This is a genomic window from Nocardia sp. NPDC052566, assembly GCF_044547285.1.
Taxonomy (GTDB): domain Bacteria; phylum Actinomycetota; class Actinomycetes; order Mycobacteriales; family Mycobacteriaceae; genus Nocardia.
Window position 1 is genome coordinate 207,162 of record NZ_JBIUAF010000006.1, and the last position, 23,402, is coordinate 230,563.

The 23,402-nt window shown below is 67.2% G+C and carries 21 protein-coding genes; 12 read left to right on the plus strand and 9 right to left on the minus strand.

The features are described 5' to 3' along the window. Positions 1–23 precede the first annotated feature (23 nt). The 3 genes from eat to ACIG5A_RS30700 all read left to right on the plus strand — a co-directional run bounded on the left by eat (position 24) and on the right by ACIG5A_RS30700 (position 4,209). Positions 24–1,457, plus strand: coding sequence for an ethanolamine permease (gene eat / locus ACIG5A_RS30690; protein ID WP_397246380.1), 1,434 nt, complete (start codon positions 24–26; stop codon positions 1,455–1,457). After that, positions 1,454–2,866 carry an ethanolamine ammonia-lyase subunit EutB gene (locus ACIG5A_RS30695; protein WP_397246383.1) on the plus strand — a complete coding sequence of 471 codons (1,413 nt, stop codon included), beginning with the start codon at positions 1,454–1,456 and terminating at the stop codon, positions 2,864–2,866. Before eat ends, ACIG5A_RS30695 begins: the two co-directional genes overlap by 4 nt. A 434-nt stretch (positions 2,867–3,300) precedes the next feature. Beyond that, on the plus strand, positions 3,301–4,209 hold the full coding sequence (locus ACIG5A_RS30700; protein WP_397246386.1) for an ethanolamine ammonia-lyase subunit EutC: 909 nt from the start codon (positions 3,301–3,303) through the stop codon (positions 4,207–4,209). Between the two features lie 33 nt (positions 4,210–4,242). On the opposite strand, the gene ACIG5A_RS30705 is transcribed toward ACIG5A_RS30700, so the two are convergent. From ACIG5A_RS30705 to ACIG5A_RS30715, 3 genes are all read right to left on the minus strand, one after another. Continuing rightward, complete coding sequence (locus ACIG5A_RS30705; RefSeq protein WP_397246388.1) at positions 4,243–4,668, minus strand: type II toxin-antitoxin system VapC family toxin; 426 nt, start codon at positions 4,666–4,668, stop codon at positions 4,243–4,245. Beyond that, a complete protein-coding gene (locus ACIG5A_RS30710) occupies positions 4,656–4,886 on the minus strand; it encodes a CopG family transcriptional regulator (protein ID WP_397246391.1) in 231 nt (76 codons plus the stop codon). Before ACIG5A_RS30710 ends, ACIG5A_RS30705 begins: the two co-directional genes overlap by 13 nt. A gap of 89 nt (positions 4,887–4,975) precedes the next feature. Beyond that, a complete protein-coding gene (locus ACIG5A_RS30715) occupies positions 4,976–6,952 on the minus strand; it encodes a glycosyl hydrolase family 18 protein (RefSeq protein WP_397246393.1) in 1,977 nt (658 codons plus the stop codon). A gap of 502 nt (positions 6,953–7,454) precedes the next feature. On the opposite strand from ACIG5A_RS30715, the gene ACIG5A_RS30720 reads away from it, so the two are divergent. Both ACIG5A_RS30720 and ACIG5A_RS30725 read left to right on the plus strand, forming a co-directional pair. After that, positions 7,455–7,790 (plus strand): hypothetical protein, encoded by a 336-nt coding sequence (locus tag ACIG5A_RS30720; protein WP_397246395.1) that lies wholly within the window; start codon positions 7,455–7,457, stop codon positions 7,788–7,790. 52 nt (positions 7,791–7,842) lie between these two features. Further along, positions 7,843–8,403 carry a hypothetical protein gene (locus ACIG5A_RS30725; RefSeq protein WP_397246397.1) on the plus strand — a complete coding sequence of 187 codons (561 nt, stop codon included), beginning with the start codon at positions 7,843–7,845 and terminating at the stop codon, positions 8,401–8,403. A gap of 37 nt (positions 8,404–8,440) precedes the next feature. Here the strand turns inward: ACIG5A_RS30725 and ACIG5A_RS30730 are convergent, their stop codons facing one another. Beyond that, on the minus strand, positions 8,441–9,868 hold the full coding sequence (locus tag ACIG5A_RS30730; protein WP_397246399.1) for a protein kinase: 1,428 nt from the start codon (positions 9,866–9,868) through the stop codon (positions 8,441–8,443). Positions 9,869–10,149: 281 nt separating this feature from the next. Next, positions 10,150–11,346, minus strand: a complete 1,197-nt coding sequence (locus ACIG5A_RS30735) for an MFS transporter (protein WP_397246402.1) — start codon at positions 11,344–11,346, stop codon at positions 10,150–10,152. 306 nt (positions 11,347–11,652) lie between these two features. On the opposite strand from ACIG5A_RS30735, the gene ACIG5A_RS30740 reads away from it, so the two are divergent. The 7 genes from ACIG5A_RS30740 (at position 11,653) to ACIG5A_RS30770 (ending at position 17,608) form a co-directional block, all read left to right on the plus strand. Then, positions 11,653–14,358, plus strand: coding sequence for an AAA family ATPase (locus ACIG5A_RS30740; protein ID WP_397246405.1), 2,706 nt, complete (start codon positions 11,653–11,655; stop codon positions 14,356–14,358). 37 nt (positions 14,359–14,395) lie between these two features. Next, positions 14,396–14,869, plus strand: a complete 474-nt coding sequence (locus ACIG5A_RS30745; RefSeq protein ID WP_397246408.1) for a hypothetical protein — start codon at positions 14,396–14,398, stop codon at positions 14,867–14,869. Continuing rightward, positions 14,866–15,588 (plus strand): F0F1 ATP synthase subunit A, encoded by a 723-nt coding sequence (gene atpB / locus ACIG5A_RS30750; protein ID WP_397246410.1) that lies wholly within the window; start codon positions 14,866–14,868, stop codon positions 15,586–15,588. The genes ACIG5A_RS30745 and atpB overlap by 4 nt, the downstream gene beginning before the upstream one ends. A 19-nt stretch (positions 15,589–15,607) precedes the next feature. Continuing rightward, positions 15,608–15,868, plus strand: a complete 261-nt coding sequence (atpE, locus tag ACIG5A_RS30755; protein ID WP_397246413.1) for an ATP synthase F0 subunit C — start codon at positions 15,608–15,610, stop codon at positions 15,866–15,868. 6 nt (positions 15,869–15,874) lie between these two features. Then, positions 15,875–16,348, plus strand: coding sequence for a F0F1 ATP synthase subunit B (locus ACIG5A_RS30760; RefSeq protein ID WP_397246416.1), 474 nt, complete (start codon positions 15,875–15,877; stop codon positions 16,346–16,348). Positions 16,349–16,351: 3 nt separating this feature from the next. Beyond that, positions 16,352–16,849 carry a hypothetical protein gene (locus tag ACIG5A_RS30765; RefSeq protein WP_397246418.1) on the plus strand — a complete coding sequence of 166 codons (498 nt, stop codon included), beginning with the start codon at positions 16,352–16,354 and terminating at the stop codon, positions 16,847–16,849. 141 nt (positions 16,850–16,990) lie between these two features. After that, the gene (locus tag ACIG5A_RS30770) at positions 16,991–17,608 is read left to right on the plus strand and encodes a hypothetical protein (RefSeq protein WP_397246420.1); all 618 of its coding nucleotides are present in this window, start codon (positions 16,991–16,993) and stop codon (positions 17,606–17,608) included. On the opposite strand, the gene ACIG5A_RS30775 is transcribed toward ACIG5A_RS30770, so the two are convergent. From ACIG5A_RS30775 to ACIG5A_RS30790, 4 genes are all read right to left on the minus strand, one after another. After that, positions 17,609–18,748, minus strand: a complete 1,140-nt coding sequence (locus ACIG5A_RS30775; protein ID WP_397246422.1) for a lactonase family protein — start codon at positions 18,746–18,748, stop codon at positions 17,609–17,611. Positions 18,749–18,881: 133 nt separating this feature from the next. Further along, positions 18,882–20,930, minus strand: a complete 2,049-nt coding sequence (locus ACIG5A_RS30780; protein WP_397246424.1) for a M3 family metallopeptidase — start codon at positions 20,928–20,930, stop codon at positions 18,882–18,884. A gap of 115 nt (positions 20,931–21,045) precedes the next feature. Further along, positions 21,046–22,002 (minus strand): STM4015 family protein, encoded by a 957-nt coding sequence (locus tag ACIG5A_RS30785; RefSeq protein ID WP_397246427.1) that lies wholly within the window; start codon positions 22,000–22,002, stop codon positions 21,046–21,048. 199 nt (positions 22,003–22,201) lie between these two features. Next, positions 22,202–23,305 (minus strand): lactonase family protein, encoded by a 1,104-nt coding sequence (locus ACIG5A_RS30790; protein WP_397246430.1) that lies wholly within the window; start codon positions 23,303–23,305, stop codon positions 22,202–22,204. Between the last annotated feature and the right edge of the window lie 97 nt (positions 23,306–23,402).

Sequence of the window (23,402 nt, forward strand, 5' to 3'; positions counted from 1 at the left end):
CATCCAGCTAGAAGGAGGTCGCGATGGCGATCCCCGTCAATCGGCCAACCCGTGCGAACTCGCACAGCGAGAACAGCGAATACCTCGCGAAGCGCACCCTGAAATCGGGGTCGGCGGGGTGGCTACTGCTTGCCGGTCTCGGCGTCAGCTATGTGATCTCCGGCGATTTCGCCGGGTGGAACAACGGTTTGGCGCAGGGCGGTTTCGGCGGATTGCTCATCGCGACCGTGGTGATCGCGGGCATGTACCTGGCCATGGTGCTCGGCATGGCCGAGATGTCCTCGGCCTTGCCCGCCGCCGGCGGCGGTTACACCTTCGCGCGGCGGGCGCTCGGGCCGTGGGGCGGATTCGCTACCGGCGCGGCGGTTCTCATCGAATACGCGATCGCGCCCGCGGCGATCGCGACGTTCATCGGTGCGTATGTGGAGTCGTTGAATCTGTTCGGGATCACCGATGGATGGTGGGTGTATCTGGCGGTGTACGCGTTGTTCATCGGTGTGCATTTGACCGGTGCGGGTGAGGCGTTGAAGGCGATGTTCGTGATCACGGCGATCGCGTTGGTCGGGTTGGTGATTTTCGCGGTGTCGGCGTGGGGGTTGTTCGATGTCGGGAATCTGACCGATATTCCGGCTGATCCCGCGGCCGTTGGTAGTTCGTCGTTCCTGCCGTTCGGGTACTTCGGTATCTGGGCGGCGGTGCCGTTCGCGATCTGGTTCTTTCTTGCGGTGGAGGGTGTGCCGCTGGCGGCGGAGGAGGCGCGGGAGCCGGAGAAGAATGTGCCGCGCGGGATCATCATCAGCATGCTTGTGCTGATCGTCACCGGCGCTACGGTGCTGTTCCTGGCTACGGGAGCGCTGGGTGCGCAGGCGATTTCGACTTCGGGTAATCCGCTGGTCGAGGCGCTCGGTGATAGTGGTGCCGCTCGGTTGGTGAACTACATCGGCTTGGCCGGGTTGGTGGCGAGCTTCTTCTCCATCGTTTACGCGTATTCGCGGCAGACTTTCGCTTTGTCGCGTGCCGGGTATCTGCCGACGAGTCTGTCTGTGACCAATTCGCGTAAGGCGCCGGTGCTGGCGTTGATCGTGCCCGGTGTCATCGGATTCGCGCTGTCGCTGACCGGGCAGGGCGCGATGCTGCTGAACATGGCCGTGTTCGGTGCGGCGCTGAGTTATGTGCTGATGATGATCAGCCACATCGTGCTTCGCGTTCGCGAACCGGGGCTGGTCCGGCCCTACCGTACGCCCGGCGGCATCCTCACCACCGCCTTCGCCCTCGTGATCGCTTGCGCCGCGGTGATCGCCACCTTCCTCGTCGACCGGACGGCGGCGACGTGGACGCTGGTCGCCTTCGCGGGCTTCATGGCCTACTTCGGGCTGTACAGCCGGCACCGGCTGGTCGCCAACTCGCCCGATGAGGAGTTCGCGATGCTGGCCCGAGCCGAGGAGGAGCTCGAATGACGGTGTACCACCAGCGAATCGGCGGGATCGGCTATCGGTTCGACGGGCTGGTCGAATTGCTGGCCAAGGCGACACCGCTGCGTAGTGGTGACGAATTGGCCGGGTGTGCCGCACATTCCGATGCGGAGCGGGCGGCCGCGCAGTGGGCGCTGGCCGAGGTGCCGTTGGTGACGTTCCTGAACGAGCTGGTGGTGCCGTACGAGACCGATGAAGTCAGCCGGTTGATCATCGATTCGCATGATCGGGTCGCGTTCCAGGCTGTTTCGCATCTGACCGTTGGCGGGCTGCGGGATTGGTTGCTGGATGCGGCGTCTCGCGATAATGCCGCTGAGCTGTTGCGTGCGGTTTCTGCGGGGTTGACCCCGGAGATGGTCGCGGCCGTTTCCAAGATCATGCGTAATCAGGATTTGATCGCGGTGGCGCGTGCGATCGAGGTGACCGCGGGATTCCGCACCACCGTTGGCGTGCGGGGTACTCTGGCGACCCGGTTGCAGCCCAACCATCCCACCGACGACCCGCGCGGGATCGCCGCGGCGGTGCTCGACGGGTTGTTGCTGGGGTGTGGGGACGCGGTGATCGGTATCAACCCGGCTACCGATTCACCCCAGGCGACCGCTGATCTGCTGTATCTGCTCGACGAGGTCCGTACTCGTTTCGATATCCCGGCTCAGTCGTGTGTGCTGTCGCATGTCACGACCACGTTGGGGTTGATCGAGGCGGGTGCGCCGGTGGATTTGGTGTTCCAGTCGATCGCGGGCACCGAAGGCGCGAATGCCGGTTTCGGAGTGAACATTTCACTGTTGCGTGAAGCCAACATTGCTGGGCGGGCTTTGGGGCGCGGCACGGTCGGTGACAATGTCATGTACCTGGAAACCGGCCAAGGCTCAGCCTTGTCGGCCGGAGCGCATTTGGGTGTGGGCGGGAAACCGGTGGATCAGCAAACCTTGGAGACCCGCGCGTATGCGGTAGCGCGGGATTTGGATCCGTTGTTGGTGAATACGGTGGTCGGGTTCATCGGCCCGGAGTACCTCTACGACGGTAAGCAGATCATCCGCGCGGGTCTCGAGGATCATTTCTGCGGCAAACTCCTCGGATTACCGATGGGTGTGGATGTTTGTTACACCAACCACGCCGAAGCCGACCAGGACGACATGGACACCCTGCTCACCCTGCTCGGCGCAGCGGGTTGCGCGTTCGTCATCGCCGTCCCCGGCGCCGATGATGTGATGCTCGGCTACCAAAGCCTCAGCTTCCACGACGCCCTGTATGCCCGCCAGGTCCTGGGCTTGCGCCCGGCCCCGGAATTCGAAACCTGGCTCACCGACCTCGGAATGCTCGACCCGACAGGCCGCATCCTCCCGGTCGAGCCCCTCACCTCCCCGCTACGCGCCCTGGCAGGTGCGGTATGACCGGTGTCGAGCGCAGTCATATGGCCCCCGAAACCGGCGTGTCGCAGGGCCATTCGACTGCGCTGGGCGAGACCAGAGCCAGGTCGGGCATGGCCAGGGTGGCCGATCGCGTCGCCGCCGCGCGCCTCGGCTGGTGTCGGGTGGAGCCTGTCGAGCGCGGTCGCGCGGCCGCGGAAGCCATTGTTTCGTACGGCCATTCGACTGCGGTCGGCGAACCGGACCGGATTCGGGATGTTCAGCGCGTGGGCTGTGTACTGCCAGTCGATCCCTCACCTCCCCGATGCCCGTTCTGGCAGGTGCCCGGTGACCCCGGTCGAGCGCAGTCGAATGGCCCCGGATTCCGGCGTGTCGCAGGGCCATTCGACTGCGCTCGGCGGAAGCGGATCTGAGGGTGCGGTTGTGATGGTGGGGGATGTCGTGAGCGAGGTTCGGCGATGGGAGATGTTGTGATGCATCCGGCGGTGGCGGCGGGAGATGGTGCGGTGCGGGGGTTTTGGGAGGAGTTGCGGGGTAGCACGCAGGCCAGGATCGGGTTGGGGCGGACCGGGGATGCGTTGCCGACGACGCAGGTGCTGGAGTTCCGGGCGGCGCACGCGGCGGCGCGGGATGCGGTGCATCTGCCGCTGGATGTCGAATCCTTGCGTGAGCGGGTGGTGGCATTGGGTTTGGGCGAGCCGGTGCATGTCACGAGCCGGGCCCGGGATCGGGCGGAGTATCTACGCCGACCTGACCTTGGGCGGTTACCGGCTTCATCCGGATTGGCGGCGGTGCCGCACAGTGGGGCCGAGATCGGAGATGGATCCGGCTCGGGGGCTGTGACGCGTAGTGGGGCGGGGATCGGAGATGGATCCGGTTTGGCGGCGGTGCCGCACGGTGGGGCCGAGATCGGAATCGTGCTGGCGGACGGGCTTTCGCCGCTCGCGCTCAGTGCGCACGGGCCTGCGATGGTCGCTGCGCTGATCAAGGAGCTCGGGCCACGGTACTCGATTGCGGCGCCGGTGATCGCGACGCAGGCCAGGGTCGCGCTCGGTGATCACATTGCCGAGGCGATGGGCGTGGCGACGGTGTTGGTGTTGATCGGGGAGCGACCGGGGCTTTCGGTGGCCGACAGCCTCGGGATCTATCTGACGCATCTGCCGCGGCCGGGGCGTACCGACGCCGACCGCAACTGCATCTCCAACATCCACCCGCCGGAAGGGCTCGGGTACGCGCAGGCGGCAAAAGTGGTGGCGGGCTTGGTCTCCGGCGCGCGGACGCTCGGCCGCTCCGGGGTCGACCTGAAAGACACTTCCACGCGCAACGCTCTCGAGCACGTCGCTACCTCGATCCTGCAGGGGCAGTAAGGCTTTCGGACCACTGCGCGGCCTGCCGATGAACTAGGGCAGCAGTGTGAAGCTACCGGTGTGCCTGGGGCGGACCACGGAGAAGTGACGTCGATCAGTGGTGGCGATCTGCGTCAGGTTCCGCCGCTCGGCCGCGGCGATCACCGAAGCATCGGCGGTTCCCAGCGGCAGGTCGCGATACTTGGCGACCAGCTCGGCGATGCGCAGCCAGTCGGCCGCGTGCACGGGCTCGACCGTGAACAGGCCCTCGGCCAGGTCGCCGAGGAAGCGCACCGCGGCGTCGGTGCCGAGGCGGGTGCTGATCAGGTAGACGGCCTCGGTGATGACCAGGGTGGGTACGACGAGCGGTCCGCGGTGAGTCTGCAGGAGTTCCGGGCAGGCGTGGTGATGGGCATCGTCCGCGTCGACGTAGGCGTACAGCGGCCCAGCGTCGACAACCAGGGTGCTTATCGGCCCCACTCCTCGCTCAGGATCTCATCGATCCGGCTCGACACATCCGAACGCCCGCTGTGCCCCGCGCCTGCGGCGCCGAACCGTCGTCTCCCCTCGGGCGGCGCGGCGAGATACTGCGCGATTGCTTCACGAGTCACCTCGGCGACCGTGACGCCTCGTCGCTGCGCTTCGTGACGCAGGCGCTCATCGAGCTCGTCGGGTAGTTTCACTGTCGTCCGCCTCATGGTATGCCAGCATGCCCGCGAGTCGCGGGGTGTGAGCACGCGAAAGGTGGGTCTCCGGAGGGGAGACCCACCTGTTCGTTCGCAGGCAATTACTTCAGGGTGACGTCATCCACGAAGTACTGGCCCTGGCCGTACCAGCCGTGGAGCCAGATCGTGACGCTCGTGGTCGAGGCGCCGGTGGTGAACTGGGTCGAAAGCTGCTGGTAGCCAGTGGTACCCGGGGTCCAGGTGGATGGGTCGCTGGTTCCCGTGCCGGTGACGCCGAGGTAGACGTACTTGCCGTTGACCCACGCCGACAGCGTGTAGGTGTGCCCCGCTTCGACGGTGATCTTCTGCGAGCACTGGGCATTGTCGCTGCTGCTCGGTGCGGCCGCCAGCGCGCTCTTGCCGCCGTGCACCGGGGTGGTGACGATCGAGCCGAGGTTGCTCGGGCAGGTCCACGGTGCCAGCGCGCCGCTCTCGAAATCGCCGTTGATCACGCCTTTACCGCCGGGCGGGGTGGTCGTGGTCGGTGGCGTTGTCGTGGTCGTCGGCGGCTCGGTGGTGGTCGTCGGCGGCACCGTCGTTGTCGTGGTCGGTGGTGTTGTCGTGGTGGTCGGGTTCGCCGTGCAGTCGGGCGCGCTGCCGTTGACGCCGTCGATCACCTTGTTGAACAGGGTCGATGCCGGATCCAGGTTCTCCAGCGAGTACATCATTCCGCCGCCGAGGCCGCGGCAGTGCAGGAAGTCCGCCTTGGCCTTGATCGACTGCACCGAATCGCCGCCCCACCAGTTGGTGCCGTCGTAGAAGTACGCGGCCTGCGCTACGGGGTCGTAGAACGTCTTGGACGGGTTGTCGACGACGCCGGTGAGTTCCTTGTACATCCGGATACCCGGTACGTTCCCGGAGGACGGTCCGCCCGGCGCCGGGCCCGACGCGGGTTGGAACAGTCCGTGGTTACTGCCCGCGGCCACACCGGTCCAGCCGCGGTAGTAGAACGGGAACCCGATGGTCAGCTTTTTCGGCGGGAAGCCGCCGGGGATGCCGTACGAGCTGTCGCCCGTGGTCCACGCCGTGATCGCCTCGTCAATGTTGTATTTCGCGTTGCCCGGCGGGACCGGGGTCATCGGATCGTCCGGCCTGCTGTAGATCGGATCCTGGAAGTTGGTCGGGCCCTTCGCATCCCAGGCGCCGTGCATGTCGTAGGTCATGACGTTGGCGAAGTCGAGCTGTGCACCGAGCTTGTCGGTTTCGTAGTTGCGGATCTTGTCCTGGCCTGCCGCGACCGCGGCGGTCAAGGCGTAGCGCTTGCCGTCGGCCGTGCCCTGCGCGTCCAGTTGCTTACGCAATTCGGCTGCGAGCAAAGTGAAGTTGGCCCGGTCCGCCGCCGACGCGTGGTTGCCGACGTGCCCGCCGCCGCCCGGGTACTCCCAGTCCAGATCGAGCCCGTCGAAGACGCCCTTACCGGTGCCTGGGCCGCCATAGCCGTTCTGCGACGGCAGGTTTCCCTTGATGAACATGTCGATGCAGGACGCGGCGAACTTCTTGCGCGCGGCATCGCTGGCGGACACATCGGAGAAGTACTTCGAGTAGGTCCAGCCGCCGATCGACAGCAGCACCTTGAGATTCGGGTGCTTCGCTTTGAGTTGCTTGATCTGCTTGAAGTTTCCGACGATCGGGTCGTCCCACTTGTCCGCGGTGCCGTCGACGCTGATCGAGGCGTCGAACGACTTGCCGTAATCGGCGAACGAATCACCGGCGCCGTCACCGGCGTTCGGATTGTTCTCGTTCTGATCGGCCGCCTTGTTCGCCTCGAAGCAGGTCAGGTTGACCGGGTCGATGTTCGCGAAGGCGTACATCATGTAGTCGAGTTTGCCTGCCATGCCCGAGGTGTCGACGTTCTTGAGGTAGAAGCGGTTCTCGTACACCGACCACTGGTTGTAGTAGGCGACCTTGACCCCACCGGCGGTCGGTTCGACCGCCGCACTGTCCGCCGGTGTGGCATTGGTGAATCCCACCAGCATCGATACGCCGATCAGCGCACTGGCCGCGGTCGCTATCAGCCCGGATAATTTCGCCGTCCGCATGGGGACCTCCCTATGGCGACGTTGATACTTACCCCGCTTACCGGGTCGGCACGCGAGGGAGACACGTACCGGACCTACCGCCGGGGTGTCAGCGCACGCTGATGTCGCCGGGTCGACGAATGAACAGTGTTGCGGGCCGAGCGATCTCGAACCGAGACGCGTGAGTACGACAGCGAATCCATCCACCGCGACATCGATATTCCCGATCACCCGCAACGGGGACGCCGAAGGGTGCAGCCGAACGAGAACCAGGAACCGTTGTGCGAGAGGCGATTCCATCCTTATGGCGTTGTGTTCCGCCACAGTTTGGACCGCCGACTGAAGCATCGCACGCATCGAGTGGTCCGAGGCTCCCCAGTGGAGTGGGGATCGCTGAAGGGAGCGTGCCGGTGTGCTGATACCCCCTGTGGTACAGGGCATACTTACAGTTTGTAACTTTCTGGGCGGGGGTTCGGATAGGCGGGGTATGCGAATGAATTCGATGATGCGCGGTGGGTTCGTGATGTTGAGTCTCACTGCGGCGCCGCTGTTTCTGGCTCCGGCGTCGAAGGCCGCGCCGCCCGGCACGGTGACCTGTGTGTCGGTGCCGACCGAGACCCGGCTGGATGTCACATGCACCAACACCGATGTGGGTGCGGGGACCGCGGCCATGGTCGGCCTGTGTAGCAACGCGCGGGTGCTGTTCGAGCCCGCGGTGCGCCTGGCGGGCAATTCGACGGAGAAGTTCAGCGGTGAATGCGGCCCCGACGCCCACCCGATCTCCTGGACCGTCAACGGCGAGACCGACTACCAGCGCGCCATCCGGATAGACCGCGAGCGCCGCACGGGCGTGCGTTAGCCCCGAAATTGATTGTCTGGTAATCAGTTTCGCACTGACGGTACGGTCGGGCATGGTTCACGACCTGCCCGACACCTATCGGGAACTCCTCGCGGAGGTGGTGATCGCGCTGGAGCGATTCGATCACCGATCGCGACTCGACCGCCTGTTCGCCCTGATCTCCCCACTGCTCGACGATGTCGCCGCCCAAGACGAAGAGCACGACGAAGAACCCGAAATGCGAACCGCCGACGCGGTAGCGGGTTTTCGCGGCATCGCGACAGGCGAAGACTTACCCATCGATACGATCCACTACACCCTGACCTGCTTCGCGCTCACCGAATCCGAAGACCAGGACCCCCGAATGCTCGTACGCTCCCAATCCGCCTGGCTCGCCGCCGCGTGGCTCCAACTCCACGCCGGTCGCCACCTGCGCCTGGTGGAGGAGGTCGACGACTACGGCCTCGCTACCCTCCCCGACATCGTCAACATGCTGACCTGGACCCGCTCCCAGCAAGTCGATGTCCATACCGAGTACCTGGGCGATGCCCACTCCGACGGTTACGCCGACCTGCCCGCCGCCCTCGCCGAACTACGTGTCATACACACCGGACTCGCCGCGCCACGGCCGTAGTCGTTTCGCCTGATCGAGCCGCGTGGGAAAACCCGGGCTATCCGCACTCGCCGGTGGCGGCGAGGCGGATGGCCTCGATGATGACAGCCTGGTCTTGGGGGCGGAGGAGAAACCAGGTCGGGGTGCCTTTCATGAAGGCTATGGTGCCCTCCATGCCGCGTTGCTGGACCGGGGCGACGTAGCCACGGCACTCGATCAAGGCCTTTGCCTTCAGGTCGTCGATCGGCGCAGGGGGTTCGGGCTGAGTGGTGGTTTCGAGGGGGCGGCTGGTCGGTGCGGGTGTGGTTGTGGGAGTGGCGGAGGTCGGTGCCGCAGGGGCGGATACCGGTGCCGGTGTGCGCGCGGCCGGAGTTGGTTCTGGCGCTACAGGTTGGGCTGTGGGTGGGGCAACCGTTGTGATGGGGGCGCCCGATGTTGCTGTGGTGGACTGGGTTCGAGTGTCGATCACCAGGAACGCGACGATGGTCGCGATGGCGGCGACCGAGGCGGCGGCGGTCCACGGCAACCATGGTCTGCGGGGGCGCGTGGGCGGGGCCGGTACGTCTTCGGTGTCCGGGGACCAGGACGCGGTCGATGAATCCGGTGGTGCCGTAACGCGTTGGGCCGGCTGGGTGGCTCCGACATCGGAAGGCGTGCTCGCCAGGGCGCGCTGGGCGGCCTCGGCCAGCGCCTGGCAGGTCTGGTAGCGGTTGGCGGGGTCCTTCGCCATGGCCGTGCGGATCACGCGGTCGAAACCCTGGGGCAGGCCGGGGCGGACCGCGGTGGGACGCGGGGGCGGCTCGTTGAGGTGGGCGACCATCACCGCCGCGGGATCGTTGCGGGGGAAGGGCATTTCGCCGGTGAGGAACTGGTACAGCGTGCACCCGAGGGAGTAGACATCGGCGCGCTGATCGATCGGCTTGTCCGAGAAGCGTTCCGGTGCGGCGTAGGCGAAGGTCGCGGTGATATTGGTCGAGCTGACGCTGTCGTCGAGCGACCGCGCGATGCCGAAGTCGGTGACCAGCACCTGATGCGTGCCCGTCGAATTGCGTTCCACCAGAAGGTTCGCCGGTTTGATATCGCGATGCAGCACACCGGCCGCATGCGCGTGGTCGATGCCGCGCGCGGCCTGCGCGATCAGGTCGACCGCCTGTTCGGGCGGCAGCGCGCCGACGTCGGTGATCAGTTCGTCCGCGTCGGTGCCCTCGATGAACTTCATGGCGATCCACAGCTGTTCGTCGCCGGTCGCGCTGTGGTCGTACACCGCAACGATATTCGGATGGTCCAGCCTGGACAGCAGCGCCGCTTCCCGCTCGAACGCGGCACGCGCCTTGGGCTGCATCGCGAAGGCATCGTTGAGGACCTTCAGTGCGACAAGCCGATCCATGCGCGGATGCCGCGCCAGGTAGACCGACCCCATCCCACCCGCGCCGAGCAGCCGATCGATGGTGTAGCCCGCGAGTAGCTCACCCTGCCCAAGCCGCACGCGGTCCCTCCTCCGTAGATCGGCCACCGGAGTGCATTCCGGGCACAGTTGCGGAAGCTTACCGGTGCCGCCCGAGTCTCGGCATCCCGAGCCTGTCCGGCTTATCCGTGAAACCGCGAGCCGGAAGTCATCTTTCGACTTCCGGCTCGCGGCCGCTGTCGGGTGCGGGCCGATCGTCGGTTCGGCTCTCGGCGGTACACGGTCTCGTTCGCCAGCCGCCGAGCCTGGTTCGGGTGGGGTGAACGTCCTCGGGCTCGGCGGCGGTCGTGTTGTCGCTCATATCAATTCCGGGCGGGGCGGGTGGTCAGCACGGCGACGGAGGCAAGGATGCTGAGCGCGGCGCCGAACCAGAGCACGGCGGTGAGCGCGACCGAATCGGTGATGATGCCGCCGAAGAGGGCGCCGAGCGCGATGGCCAGGTTGAACATCGCGGTGTTCAAAGCCGTTGCCGCCTCGGCGGAATCGGGAGCGGCGCCGAGGATCCAGGTCTGCACGCCGACCGGGATGCCACCGAAGGCGAGGCCCCAGGCGATCAGCAGCACGATGCCGACGATCGATGTGGTGCCGATGAGGGCGACGAGCACCAGGATGCTGGCCAGGACGATGCTGATGGCGATGATGGTGGCGCGGATATTGCGGCTGCCCGCCAGGCCGGTGAGGAAGGTGCCGATGATCCCCGCCACGCCGTAGGTGAGCAGCACCGGCCCGATGAGGTTCTTGTCGATGCCGATGTGCGACTCGATGATCGGTGCGATGAAGGTGAACGCCGCGAAGTGACCGCTGACCAGCAGGAAGGTGACCAGCACGCCGGTGCGGACCACCGGGTTGCGGAACTGGGCGGCCAGGGTGCGCAGGTGGACCGGCCGATCCGCGGGCATCTGCGGTAGGAGCAGCAGCAGCGCGGTGACCACGAGTAGCCCGAGTCCGCCGAGTACGCCGAAGGCGATGCGCCAGTCGGTGAGCTGGCCGATCAGGGTGCCCGCGGGTACGCCGAGCACGTTCGCGGCCGTCGCGCCGCCGAAGGCGATGGCGGTGGCCTGTGGCACGAATTTCGACGGCACCATGCGCACGGCGATACCGGCCGCCAGCGCCCAGAATCCGCCGATCGCGATGCCGACGAGGAACCGGGAGATGAGCAGCACCGCGAAGTTCGGTGCGGCGGCCGACATCACATTGGCGGCGACCATGAGGGTGATCAGGCCGAGCAGCACGATGCGGCGGTCGAGGCGGCCGATCGCCACCGGCAGGATCGGCGCCGTCGCGGAGGCGACCAGGCCGGGCACCGTCACCATCAGTCCCGCGGTGCCCTCGGAGACGCCGAGCGCGCCGCTGACCGAGGACAGCAGTCCGACTGGCAGCTGTTCGGAGGTGACGACCGAGAACGTGCCGACGGCTACCGCCGCGACACCCAACCAGCGCTCGAGCGGCACCCGATCGGGTTCGGTTGAGGTGGACGAGGTTTCAGTGACGGTGGTCATGATCGAGCTCCTTCATCAGGTATATCGATGTTAAATATCTCAACATTGAGATTTATTTCCGCGCACCGAGACGCCGGCGCCGGTCGCGCCGGAGCCCCAGGCAGACCCTAGGAACTCGCCGCGGCCGCCGGTATCGGACGACTGACTGATGTCCATCGGACGGCGGCCGGTGCCGATCCGCCCGGCGCGAGGGTGTGCCGCAAAGCTGCCACTGCGTCAATGTGCCTGCTATTCATGGCCTGACCTGGCGACTTCGCATCGGGCGCGCGTTTGCTGATTCGCTCGCCGCACCCTAGGTTTGAGGGCATGCTGTTCGGCCGTATGCGTGAGGAGCGGCAGATCGGCACCTTGCTGACGCGGGCATGCGCGGGCCGCAGCGCCGCACTGGCGTTGGTCGCCGAATCAGGTTCGGGGAAGACCGCGTTGCTCGATCGGGCCGTCGAATTGGTGGACGCGGACTGGCGGATACTGCGCTGCGCGGGCGTCGAGGCCGAATCCGAGCTGTTGTTCGCGGGATTGCAGAGCCTGTTCGCTTCGGCGTTCGGCGATTGCGCGGCGCTGCCCGTCGACGCGCTGCCCGAGCCGCAGCGCGACGCGCTGCGCTGCGCGATCGGCTTGGCCTCGGCGACACAGCAGGCCGATCCTTTCCTCGTCGGTTTGGCGACTCTGTCGCTACTGGCCGAGCTATCCGCCGGTGGCCCGGTGCTGTGCCTGATCGATGACGCGCAGTGGCTCGATCAGGCCTCGGCCGAGGCGCTGCGCTTCGCGGCGCGGCGGCTCGGGGTGGAGGGCGTCGTCATGCTGTTCGCCGGTCGCACGGAATTCACGGCCGCGGGCATCACCGAGCTGCGGCCCGCGCCGCTCGACCCGGCGGCGGCGGGCGCACTGCTCGCCGAACGCTGGCCCGCGCTGCCGATCGAGGCGCGCGAGCGGATACTCGCCGAGGCATCGGGAAACCCGTTGGCGCTGCTCGAGTTACCCCGTATGGATCTGGACGCACTGCCGGTCGGCCCGCTGCGGTTGCCGTATCGCCTCCAGTCCGGATACCAGCGGCAGATCGCCGAGCAGTCCGATGCGGTCCGCACGGCGATGCTCGTGGTGGCCGCGGAGGAATCGGGCGCGCTGAGCTTGGTGCTGCTCGTACTGAACGAACTCGGTCTGACGGCGGAGGTGCTCGCGGCCGCGGAGCGCTGCGGGATGGTGATCATCGCCGATCGCTCGGTTGCGTTCCGGCATCCGCTGCAACGGGCGGCCGCCTATCACTGCGCGTCGTTCACCGAACGGCTCGCCGTGCACGCGGCGATCGCCGCGGTACTCAGCGACGAACCGGACCGCCACGCGTGGCACCTCGCGGCGGCGACGCCGGGGATGGACGAAACCGCCGCGGCCGCACTGGAATCGACCGCGCAGCGCTCGCGCGATCGTGCCGGATACGCCACCGCGTCCACCGCCATGGAACGTGCCGCCCGGCTGAGCCCGGACCGTTCGGCCCGCACGCGACGGCTGGTGCTCGCCGCCGAGCTGGCGGCCGAGGCGGGGCGCACCGATCGGGCGCTGCGGTTGGCGCAGGAGGCGCAGCGGCTGCCGCTGGCACCGCTGGAACGAGCGCGTCTCGATGCGGCGCGCGCGTTGATCGAATTCGAGTACGGCTCATTGCACAGGGCGCGGGATCTGCTGATGGCCGCGGCGGACCATGCCGCGGCGGACGCGCCCGCGCGGGCGGTGACGATGTTGCTCGATGCCAGCCGGGCCTCCTGGACCATGGGTGAACTCGCCGATGTCCAGGCGGCCCGCGCGAAACTCGCGGTGCTGGTGGCGGGTGACGAGGAGCTCGCGCCGATGCTCGTCGCACTGGACGGCGTGCTCGGGGTATGTTCCGACGATCTCGGGCCCGCCATCGCCGCCATTCGGGGGACGGTGGCCTACAGCCGGTCCGTTCCCGCGGAACTGCCCTCGCTCCAATTGGCCTTCGCGGCACAGTCGATGCTCATCGGCGATATCGACAACGGTCGCGACATCCTCACGCAGCTGGTCGACGATCTGCGCAATCGTGGCATGCTCGGCTGGTTTTCGGCCGCGAGCGCCTCATTGGGGACGGCCGAGCTGATGCTCGGCCGCCTGCGGGAGGCCGATGCGGCGTCGAGCCAGGCGCTGCGCATCGCGACCGATATCGGCCAGCCGAGCCGGATCGCCCACGCCGAGGCCAATTTGGCGTTGCTCGCGGCCATTCGGGGTGACGAGGACCGCTGCCGCGAACTCGCCGAACGCAATCTGCGCCAGTCGCCGGGCGACTACAACTTCATCGATGTCACGCACTGCGAGTGGGCGCTCGCGCTGCTCGACCTCGGCTACGGGCGGAACGAGCAGGCGCTCGACCGGCTCGAAGCGCACTATCGGATTCCGAATCGGGTGCGCGGGCACTGGATTCACCTGTTGCGTGATCTCGTCGAGGCGGCGTTGCGGCTGCGCAGGCCGGATCGCGCGGTGCGGGCGGTGGCCGAGATCGAGCGCTGGTCGAACGCGCTGGGCGCCCCGTTCGCCGAGGCGATCATGTCGCGCTGCCACGGCATGCTGCACGGTGACGAATCGGCGTACCTGCGCGCGATGAAAATCCAAGCGGGCGAGGGTCTTTCGTACGATCTCGCGCGCACCGGCCTGGTGTACGGCGAGTGGCTGCGGCGCGAGCGCCGTCCGGGTGAGGCCCGTACACAGCTGCGCAAGGCGCTGGAGATCTTCGATCGCCTCGGCGCCGTGCCGTGGGCCCAGCGCGCCCGCACCGAATTGCGCGCGGCGGGTGAGGGTGTCGTGCCCGAGGTGGTCGCGGATCTGACCGTCACGCTGACACCGCAGGAACTGCAGGTGGTTCGGCTCGCGGCGGTGGGCGGCACCAATCGGGAGATCGGCGCACAGCTGTTCCTCAGCCCGAAAACCGTTGCGCACCACCTGTATCGAGCTTTCCCGAAACTGGGCGTCGCCAACCGTTTCGAACTCGCCCACCTCGATCTCGACTGACGCGCCGAGTCGCTGAACGGCCGCACCGCATCCCGTGGTGCGGCCGTATTTCGTCGTGGGTAGCTGCGGGCTCGCGAACGCTGGTCAGCCGTTCGGCGCCGAGGCGAATCGGCGGATACGCATCTCTCTATCTAACCGCATGAACCCTAGCTCAGTCAATAGTGTTGCTGCGATGAAATGTAGCAACTATGCTACGTCGTATACCGACCTCAATGGGGAGGCCTTGATGGCGATATCGCTGGTTGTGTTCATCTGCGCAGGGTTTGCGCTCGGCTGGGGGAATGCCCGATTCGCTCGGGTGACTGTCGCCAGGATCGCCGAATCGGCGACCGCGGGCGCCGGTCGGCTACTTGTTCTCTCGGCTGCGAGATTGCTTGTCCTGACGGCTGTTTCGACTTCCGTGGCCTATTTCATGCGGCCGGGCGGTATCGGAATCTTCTTCGGGCTCGCGACATTTCAAGCCGCCGCGCTGCTGCGGATCGCGCGGCCGATGGTGGGAAGGCAGACATGACGGCGATCAAGGTCGGCGAGCACGAGACCGTGCGGTGGCTCGGGATGGAGTTCAACCTCGACACGATCGTATCGACATCGGTCGCGGCGGCGATCGTGCTCGGACTGGCCTTCTACCTGCGGGCGACGGTGACTTCCGGTGTGCCGAGCGGCGTTCAGCTGTTCTTCGAAACCGTGACGGTGCAGATGCGAGCGCAGGTAGAGAACGCTATCGGGATGCGGATCGCCCCGTTCGTGCTGCCGCTCACGGTCACGCTGTTCACCTACATCCTGCTGTCGAACTGGCTTGCGGTGCTGCCGGTGCGCTACGGCGAGGGGGAGCTGATCCACCCACCGGCGGCGGACGTCAACTTCGTCTACGCGCTCGCGGCGTTCGTCTTCGTCGGCTATCACGTGGCCGGTGCGGCCAGGCGAGGCCCGCTGACCCATGCGAAGCAGCTGTTGAAGGGGCATACCGGGTGGGGGCCGATGGTCGTCATCAACGTCATCGAGGAGCTCGCCAAGCCGATCTCGCTGTCGCTGCGGCTGTTCGGGAACATCTTCGCCGGTGGCGTGATGCTCTCGGTGATCACCCTGCTCCCGGCCTGGATCAGCTGGGGCCCCACTGCGCTGTGGAAGCTGCTCGACCTGTTCGTCGGGCTCGTCCAGGCATTCATCTTCTCGCTGCTGACCATCCTCTACTTCGGTCAGGCGATGGCGCGCGAGCACGAAAACCACTGAAAGAAGGGAAGTGAAGGACATGGCGGACATCACGAACGCGGGCATCATCCAGGTCGCCGCGCTGCTCGGCGGCGGGCTCATCATGCTCGGCGGCGCGATCGGCGCGGGAATCGGCAACGGTATGGCGGGCTCGGCGATGCTCAATGGCGTTGCCAGGCAGCCGGAGGCGGAAGGCAGGCTGCGCGGCAACTACCTGATGGCGGTCGGCTTGATCGATACGGTGTACATCATCAACCTGGCGTTCATGGCGCTGTTCGTGTTCGCGACACCGGGTAAGTAGCGGGCCATGTCGACGAGAAACACCGCAGGGGAGAACTTCCTGCTCCCCAACGGCACGTTCTTCGCCGAATTGCTGATCTTCCTCACGGTGCTCGGTGTCATCTGGCGCTTCGTTGTTCCGCCGATCCACAAGGTGCTGGCCGAACGTGAGGCGCGGGTCGCCAAGACCGCGATCGATCAGCAGGCCGCGCGGCAGGCCCGCGAGGAAGCCGAAGCCGCCTATCGGTCGGCGCTCGTACAAGCGCGCGTTGCGGCCACCGGAATCCGGAATCAGGCACGCGAACAGGGCCGCTCGATCATCGAGCACCGTCGGCGCGTGACACAGGAGGAGTCCGACGCGCTGGTGACGCGGACGATGGCCGAGTTACGGGCCGACGCGGATCGGGTGTCCGCCGAACTGCGCGCCAGTGTCGAGCCGCTCGCGCGGACGCTGGCCGACCAGGTGCTCGGCGCCGAAAAGGCCGGGGCGGGAAGGGAGTAGGGCATGTTTCACCTCATTTGGGACTGGCCGGTCTTTCTCAGCCAGCTGTTCGGTTTCGCGGTCGTCGTCTACGTCGTGGTCAGCTGGGTGATGCCTCACGTCCGGGCGGCGATGAACAAGGCGCAGAACGTGATTCGAACACAAATGGCGGACAGCGAGCGCGCGGCGGTCCAGGTGGAGGCGGCCGGGGAAGCACACGAGGCCGCGCTGGCACAGGCGGGTATCGCGGCGGCACTCGAGGAAAAGGAGGCGAACGCCGCCGCGGCACGGATACTCGCCGGGATGCGCACCGAGGCCGATGAGGTGGCCGTGCGCATCGAACGGCAGGGCCGCGAGCGGATCGGGCAGGCGCGCAAGGAATTGGTCCGTACGTTGCGGGCCGGGCACCACGCCGACGTCCTCGATCGCACCGAGTACCTGGTGCGGCACCGGGTCGCCTCGGCGCCCGCCGAGTCGGGCGGTATCGACCGATTCCTCGATGAGCTCGACGCGGTCGCGTAACCGATGAGTCGTCGCCACGGGGCGGTGTGTGCCGGTGAACACCGTGGCGATGACGCACCGCGTTGAACCGCCGCCCGGGGCACCTCGTAGTAAAGGGGACGAGATGCACCGTGCGCCTCGAACGTAGTGGAGGTACTGAATATGAGCTCGGCCAACCGATTTCAGCGTTCCGCCGGGATTGCCGCGGCGGCCGCCGTCGTGCTCGCCGGTCTGCTGAGCGCATGCGGTAGCGACAAGGGCGCCACGTCGCCCGCCGCACCCGCGCCGCAGGCGGCAGCGACGACGACCGCGAGCACCGTCGCGGCGCCGCCGGTGTCGGGACAGGCTCCCGCGGTGGCGAAAACGCAGGGTTGGCTGAAGATCTTCGCCGGGACGGCGCCGGCCGGGACCAACGCCGTGCAGCTCAACGTGACGGCCGACCCGAGCGTCGGCCAGTTGGTGACCGACGGGCCGGGCCGGTCGCTGTACCGATTCGACAAGGACACCGCCAACCCCTCGGTGTCCAACTGTGCGGGTCAGTGCGCCACCACCTGGCCGCCGCTGACCGTGGCCCGCGACCAGGTGCTGTACGCCGCGGGCGTCGACCCGCAGCTCGTCGGGTTCATCGAACGTGCCGACGGCGCATGCCAGATCACCGTCGGCGGCTGGCCGGTGTACTACTTCGCCAAGGACCAGAAGCCGGGTGACCTGCTCGGTCAGGGTGTCGGCGGCGTCTGGTTCGCGGTCGCGCCGAGTGGCGGCAAGGCGCTCGCCAAGTAACTACTCGAACAGCACACAGGTGGCCGCGGGTGCGTTGAACGAGGTCGACGGCGCCGAAGGCAGGCCGGTGAGCGGGTCGAGGTCGAGCCAGGTGATCGAGTTCGCCTTCTGGTTGGCCGCGTAGAGACGGCGGCCGTCCGGGGCAAGGCGCAGGTCGCGGGGGAACTTGCCACCGCAGGGCGTGGTGCCGAGCGGGAGCAGGAAGCCGGGGAGGATGGCGAAGGTCGCGACATTGTCGTGGCCGCGGTTGGCGAGGTAGAGGAACCGCCCGTCTTTGGCGACCACCGGCGCGGACGGGTAGTTGCGGTCGCCGCCGCTGCTCAGATCCGCGGGGAATGCAGCGCCGGGCCGCAGCTCGCCCCGGTCGGCCTGCCAATCGGCAACGGTCACAGTGGAATTCAGCTCATTGGCGATGAAGACGGTGCGGCCGTTTGGGTGGAAGGTGAGGTGGCGCGGCCCGCTGCCGGGTGTCAGCGCGACCTGCGCGTGCCGGTTCAGCTTGCCGTCGGCGAGTCGGTAGACGTAGATCGAATCGACGCCGAGATCCACCGCCAGCACCCACCGGCCGGAGGGATCGATCGCCACCTGGTGCGCGTGCGGTGCGGTCTGCCGATCCGGGTCCGGTCCGGCGCCGGTGTGCTGGGCGACATCGGTCACCGTGCCGAGCCGTCCGTCCTCGGCCAGGCTGAGCACGCTGACGCTGCCCGATGCGTAGTTCGCGGTCAGCACGTACCGCCCGTCCGGTGTCACACACAGGTGGGTCGGTGCATTGCCCTGTACCGCAACGATATTCGCCACCGTCGGCTGGGCCGACCGGAGATCGACCGCGGTGACCGTGCCCGCACCGTCGCCTTCGTTCACCGCGTACAGGGTGTGCCGGTCGGGCGAGAGCGCCAGATACGACGGATCCGCCACGTCCACAACACATTCCACCGTCGGCCTGCCGGTGCCCGGATCGATGGTGGCGACACCGACGCCGGATCCGCCTGCGCCACCGGAGGTATAGCAACCGAGGTACGCGCGCGTACCGGTCGCCGCGTGTGCCACCGCGGGGCGCGCCAGTCCGCCTGTCATCGCGACGCCGACGGCGCCACCCATCATCCCGAGCAAACGCCGCCGCCCGAGCTCACCACTGCGCATCGGATTTCTCCTTCCCTCCCGCGGTCGTGTCCGCGTTCGGGTCAGGATGACCCAAGTCACATCGCATCGCAACTGGCGCAAGAACTATTGCGCCAGTTGCAATCTCGAATGATCGTCGTTGCGTATTTCTCGTCTATCCGGTCAGTCCGCGCCGGGCGAGCAGCGGCTCGATCCGCGGTGCGCGGCCGCGGACGGCTGCGAAGGCGGCCATCGGATCCACCGCTCCGCCACGCGCCAGCAACTGGCGACGGAACGTCTCGCCCTTCTCCCGGATCGATGCCTCGCCCTCCTCGAACCACTCCACGGTGTCGGCGTCGAGCACTTCGCTCCAGAGGTAGGAGTAGTAGCCCGCCGCGTAGCCGCCGGAGAAGATGTGCGCGAAGTACGCGGTGCGGTAGCGCGGTGGGATCACATCGTTCGCGAGCCCGGCTTTCCGCAGCGCGGCCTCCTCGAACTCCTCGGCGTCGGTGCCGATCGGCGCGTCGGCGCCGGGGACGCGATGCCATGCCCAGTCCAGCAGTGTCGCGCCGAGGGATTCGACCGTGCGGAAGCCATAGCCGAACCGCCCGGACTCGGCCAGCCGCGCCACCAGATCGGCGGGCATCGGCGCGCCGGTCTCCCAGTGCTTGGCGTAGTTCGCGAGTATCTCCGGCCGCGACATCCACATCTCGTTCACCTGCGACGGGAACTCGACGAAATCGCGCGGCACCGAGGTGCCGGAGAAGGACGGGTAGCGCACTGCCGAGAACAGCCCGTGCAGCGCGTGCCCGAACTCGTGGAAGAGCGTCCTGACGTTATCCCAGGTCAGCAGCGCGGGTTCGCCCTCGGGCGGCTTCACGATATTGAGGTTGTTGACGACGACGGCCTTGGTGTCCATCAACCCGGACTGGTAGACCAGTTCGTTCATCCACGCCCCGCCGCGCTTCGACGGCCGGGCGAAGAAGTCGCCGAGGAACAGACCGAGACCGGCGCCGTCCCCGTCGAAAACCTCGAAGATCCGGACTTCGGGGTGGTATCCGACCAGGTCGGTTCGCTCGCGGAGGGTGATGCCGTAGACCTGCTCGGCGGCGAAGAACACCCCGTCGCGCAGCACCCGGTCCAGTTCGAGGTAGGGGCGCAGCGCCTCGGTGTCCACCGAGAATCGTTCGGCCCGAACCTTTTCCGACCAGAACAGCCAATCCCAGGACCGCAGTTCGGCGTCGGCGCCCTTGGCTGCTCGCATCGCCGCGGTGAGCTCGGCCGCCTCACGCTCGGCATTGGCGACGGCGGGCGCGACCAGCTTGCCGAGCATCTCCTCGACGGCGGCGGTGGTCTTCGCGGTCTGATCCTCGACCGCGTAGGTCGCGTGATCCGGATAGCCGAGCAGCGCGGCGCGTTCGGCGCGCAGCGCCGCGATCCGCACGGCGAGCTCGCCGTTGCGGCCGTCCGGTCCGAATCCACGACCGAGCGAGGCCGACATCATCCTGCGCCGCACGTCCCTGTCGACGAGTTCGGCGAGAACGGGCTGGTTGGAGACGTTTTGCAGACTCAATGCCCACATGCCGGGATGTCCGAGTGAGCGGGCGTTCTCGGCCGCGGCGGCCACCGCCGCGGGCCCGAGCCCGGCCAGCTGGTCTTCCTTGTCGAGCACCAGCGCGGCGGCATTGGCCGCGGCCAAATTGTTCTGGCCGAATTCGGTTGCCGCGGCAGCTAATTCGGCGTTCAGCTCGCGCAGCCGGTGCTGTCCCGCGTCATCGAGCCGGACCCCGGCGCGAACGGACTGTTTGTACTGCTCTTCGAGCAACCGCAGCTCCTCGGCGTCGAGGCCGAGCTCGTCGCGGCGCTCGTACAGCGCCTCGACCCGCGCGAAGAGGGCCCGATTCAACCGGTGCGCGTCATCGTGAGCGGCCAACTTCGGCGCGATCTCGGCCTCGATCGCCTGGGTACCGTCGGTGGAATCGGACGAGGCGATGTTGTAGAAGGCGTTGGCCACCCTGGTCAGCAACGTCCCCGTACGCTCGAGCGCCACCATCGTATTGGCGAACGTCGGCGCCGCATCGACCGCGGTGATCGCATCGATCTCGGCCAGGTGCTCGGCCATCCCGCGCTCGAACGCGGGCAGATAGTGCTCCTCGCGAATCTCCGCGAACGGCGGCAACTGGTAGGGCAGGTCGCTCGGCTCGAAGAACGGGTTGCTCGTCACCCCACGTACTCTAGGACGGAATGCGCCGGATGATCGGTCCTCGCACGTCACGGATGCGCGGTCGGGTTGGTTCGAGCCGCGCCGCCGCGGGTGCCGGGTTAGGACACGGCGGGCGTCACTCGGCGACGGCGACCGAGCGTTCGACCGTGCCGTCGCGCTCGCCCGCTGTGGCGTCGCCCCCGTCCAGGTTCAGCTGTACACCCGCTAGTTCCAATGCCTCGCGCAGCCGGGTGCGCATCCCGTCGCTCAGGTAATTGTGGTGCATATCAAGGGATTTCAGGTGACTCAGTGGTTGGCCGTCGAGCAGGGCCGCCGCGCCGTCGTCGGTCAGCACGCCCATGGAGATGTCGAGGGTGTGCAGCCGGGCCACGATGGGCGCCGAGGCCAGTGCGGCGCAGATGGCGTCCTGGAACTCGCTGTTGCGCAACGCCAGGTGCTCGAGGCTCGGCAGCCGGTTCCCCGCGAGGATGGGCGCCAGATCCGCCACCTCGCTGTTGCCGCCGTACTCGGCGGTGCCGAGCCACAGGTCCAGATGGGTGAGGGCGGGCAGGTCGCTCGCCGCGATACCGCGCACCACCTCCACGTGCAGGCCGCCGGTCTGCGCGGTGAGCTTGCGCAGCCGATCGTGGCGGAGCTCCAGGAAATCCAGCTCCTCGCCGCCGCGCACCCCGAACTCCTCCAGTGCGGGAAACTCTTCCAGCAGCGGGGTCACCAATCCCTGGTTGATCCTGGAGATTTCGGACTCCGCGTCGACGATGTCGCCGAGGAACAACCCGCGCAGCTCCGGCAGCTGATCCTTGACGGCGATCAGCGCCTCGATCACCGCGTCCGAGTTGGTCTCGTTCACGTCGTTCCAACAGCCGACGATCAACGCCCGCACCTGTTTCACGTCGACGGCGGCCAGGAACCGGCCGAAGCAGTCCACCCACGCCTCGTCCGCGTCATAGGACTCGACACCGATGCGCCACGCCACCGACTCCGCCGCGGGCAGCCCCGACAGCTCCTCACCGGCATCCGGAAAATCGAACGCGGGCAACCCGCAGAATTCCGTTAGGTGCTCCCCAATGGCCATAGGTGCCCCTTCTCCCTGTCCTGATGGTTGCCGACAGGTGAGTTCTACCAAGTCGCACCGACAGCGTTCCCGCCGGGACTATCCCCGCTCCGCTCCACCAGGCCACACCACGACCACCGGAACATCCCGCTCCCGTGCGCGCGCGACCGCGGCGCCGGAAGGCGGCGGAGCGGCAGTCGTCGCAGGTCGCGAAGCGGACCTAGATGATGGCTACCGATTGGAAGGCGGGTGCGTCGCCGCCGGTTGCGAGGGGGGAGTGGGGTACTTCGTGGAGGGCGCCGGACTGGTCGATGGCGAATCCGTAGATGCTGGATTCGGCGGTGGGGGTGGAGTCGTCGCCGGAGGTGTAGAGATGGCGGCCGTCGGAGGTGATGGCGATACCGACTTGTGAGGTGCCGGGTTTGAAGGGGGAGTGCGGGACCGGGGTGAGGGATCCGTATCGGTCGACGGCGAATCCGTGGATTCCACCCGCGCCGTCTTTTTGGCCTGCCGCGTAGACGAAGCGGCCGTCGGGGGTGGCGGCAACACCCTCGGGGAAGCCGGGGGCGCGGAAGGGGGAGTGCGGGACCGGGGTGAGGGTGCCATCGGATTCGATTCGGAATCCGTGGATTTCGTCCGATCGCTGGGCGCCCACGTACAGGAAGCGTCCGTTGCGTGGGATTGCGATCATCGCGCCGGACAGCCCGATCTCGATCGGCTTCCTGCTCAGAAGTCGCAGTGAGCCGTCCTGCTGCACGGCGAGCACGGTGAGCCTGCCCGGTTCGGTGTCCGGCATCGGCCTGCCGTGGCTCACGTAGACGAAGCGGCCATCGGGGTGGACCGCGATTCCGCGCGGGCTGGTGGCGCCACTGGCGTAAACCTTTGGCATGGCGGGGATGCCGTCGGGGCGCAGGGTGAATACGCTCACCGCGTTCGACGCGATGTCGGCGACGTAGAGCCATCGACCGTCCGGCGCGACGGCGAGCCCGAACGGATCGTCACCGCCGGTGGGGATTTGGGTGCCCAGGCAGCTCAACGTGCCACCCGTGCCGACCCGGTAGGCCGAAATGTGGTTCGCCCCAGTATCGGACACGTAAACCGTGCGCCCGTCCGGCGCGGCGACAATCGCGCGAGGATCGTCCCCGCATCCCACAACCGGGTCCTGCACCACGCTCAACGCACCCCGGTCTCCGATGCCGAACGCGGACACACTGTTCGACTCGCTGTTCGTCACGTACGCGGTGTGGAACCGATTCTCTTCGAACTCCGAAAATATATGTGCCACAACAGATCTCCCTGCAGCTGAGGTTGCAGATACCTCCATGCTGGCCCGGTGTGGGCCACAGGTCAACGCGCGTTCGACTCACCGAACCGCCGTTGTGCTCCCGGGCGCGCGACCATCAGGAACTCACGTAAGTATT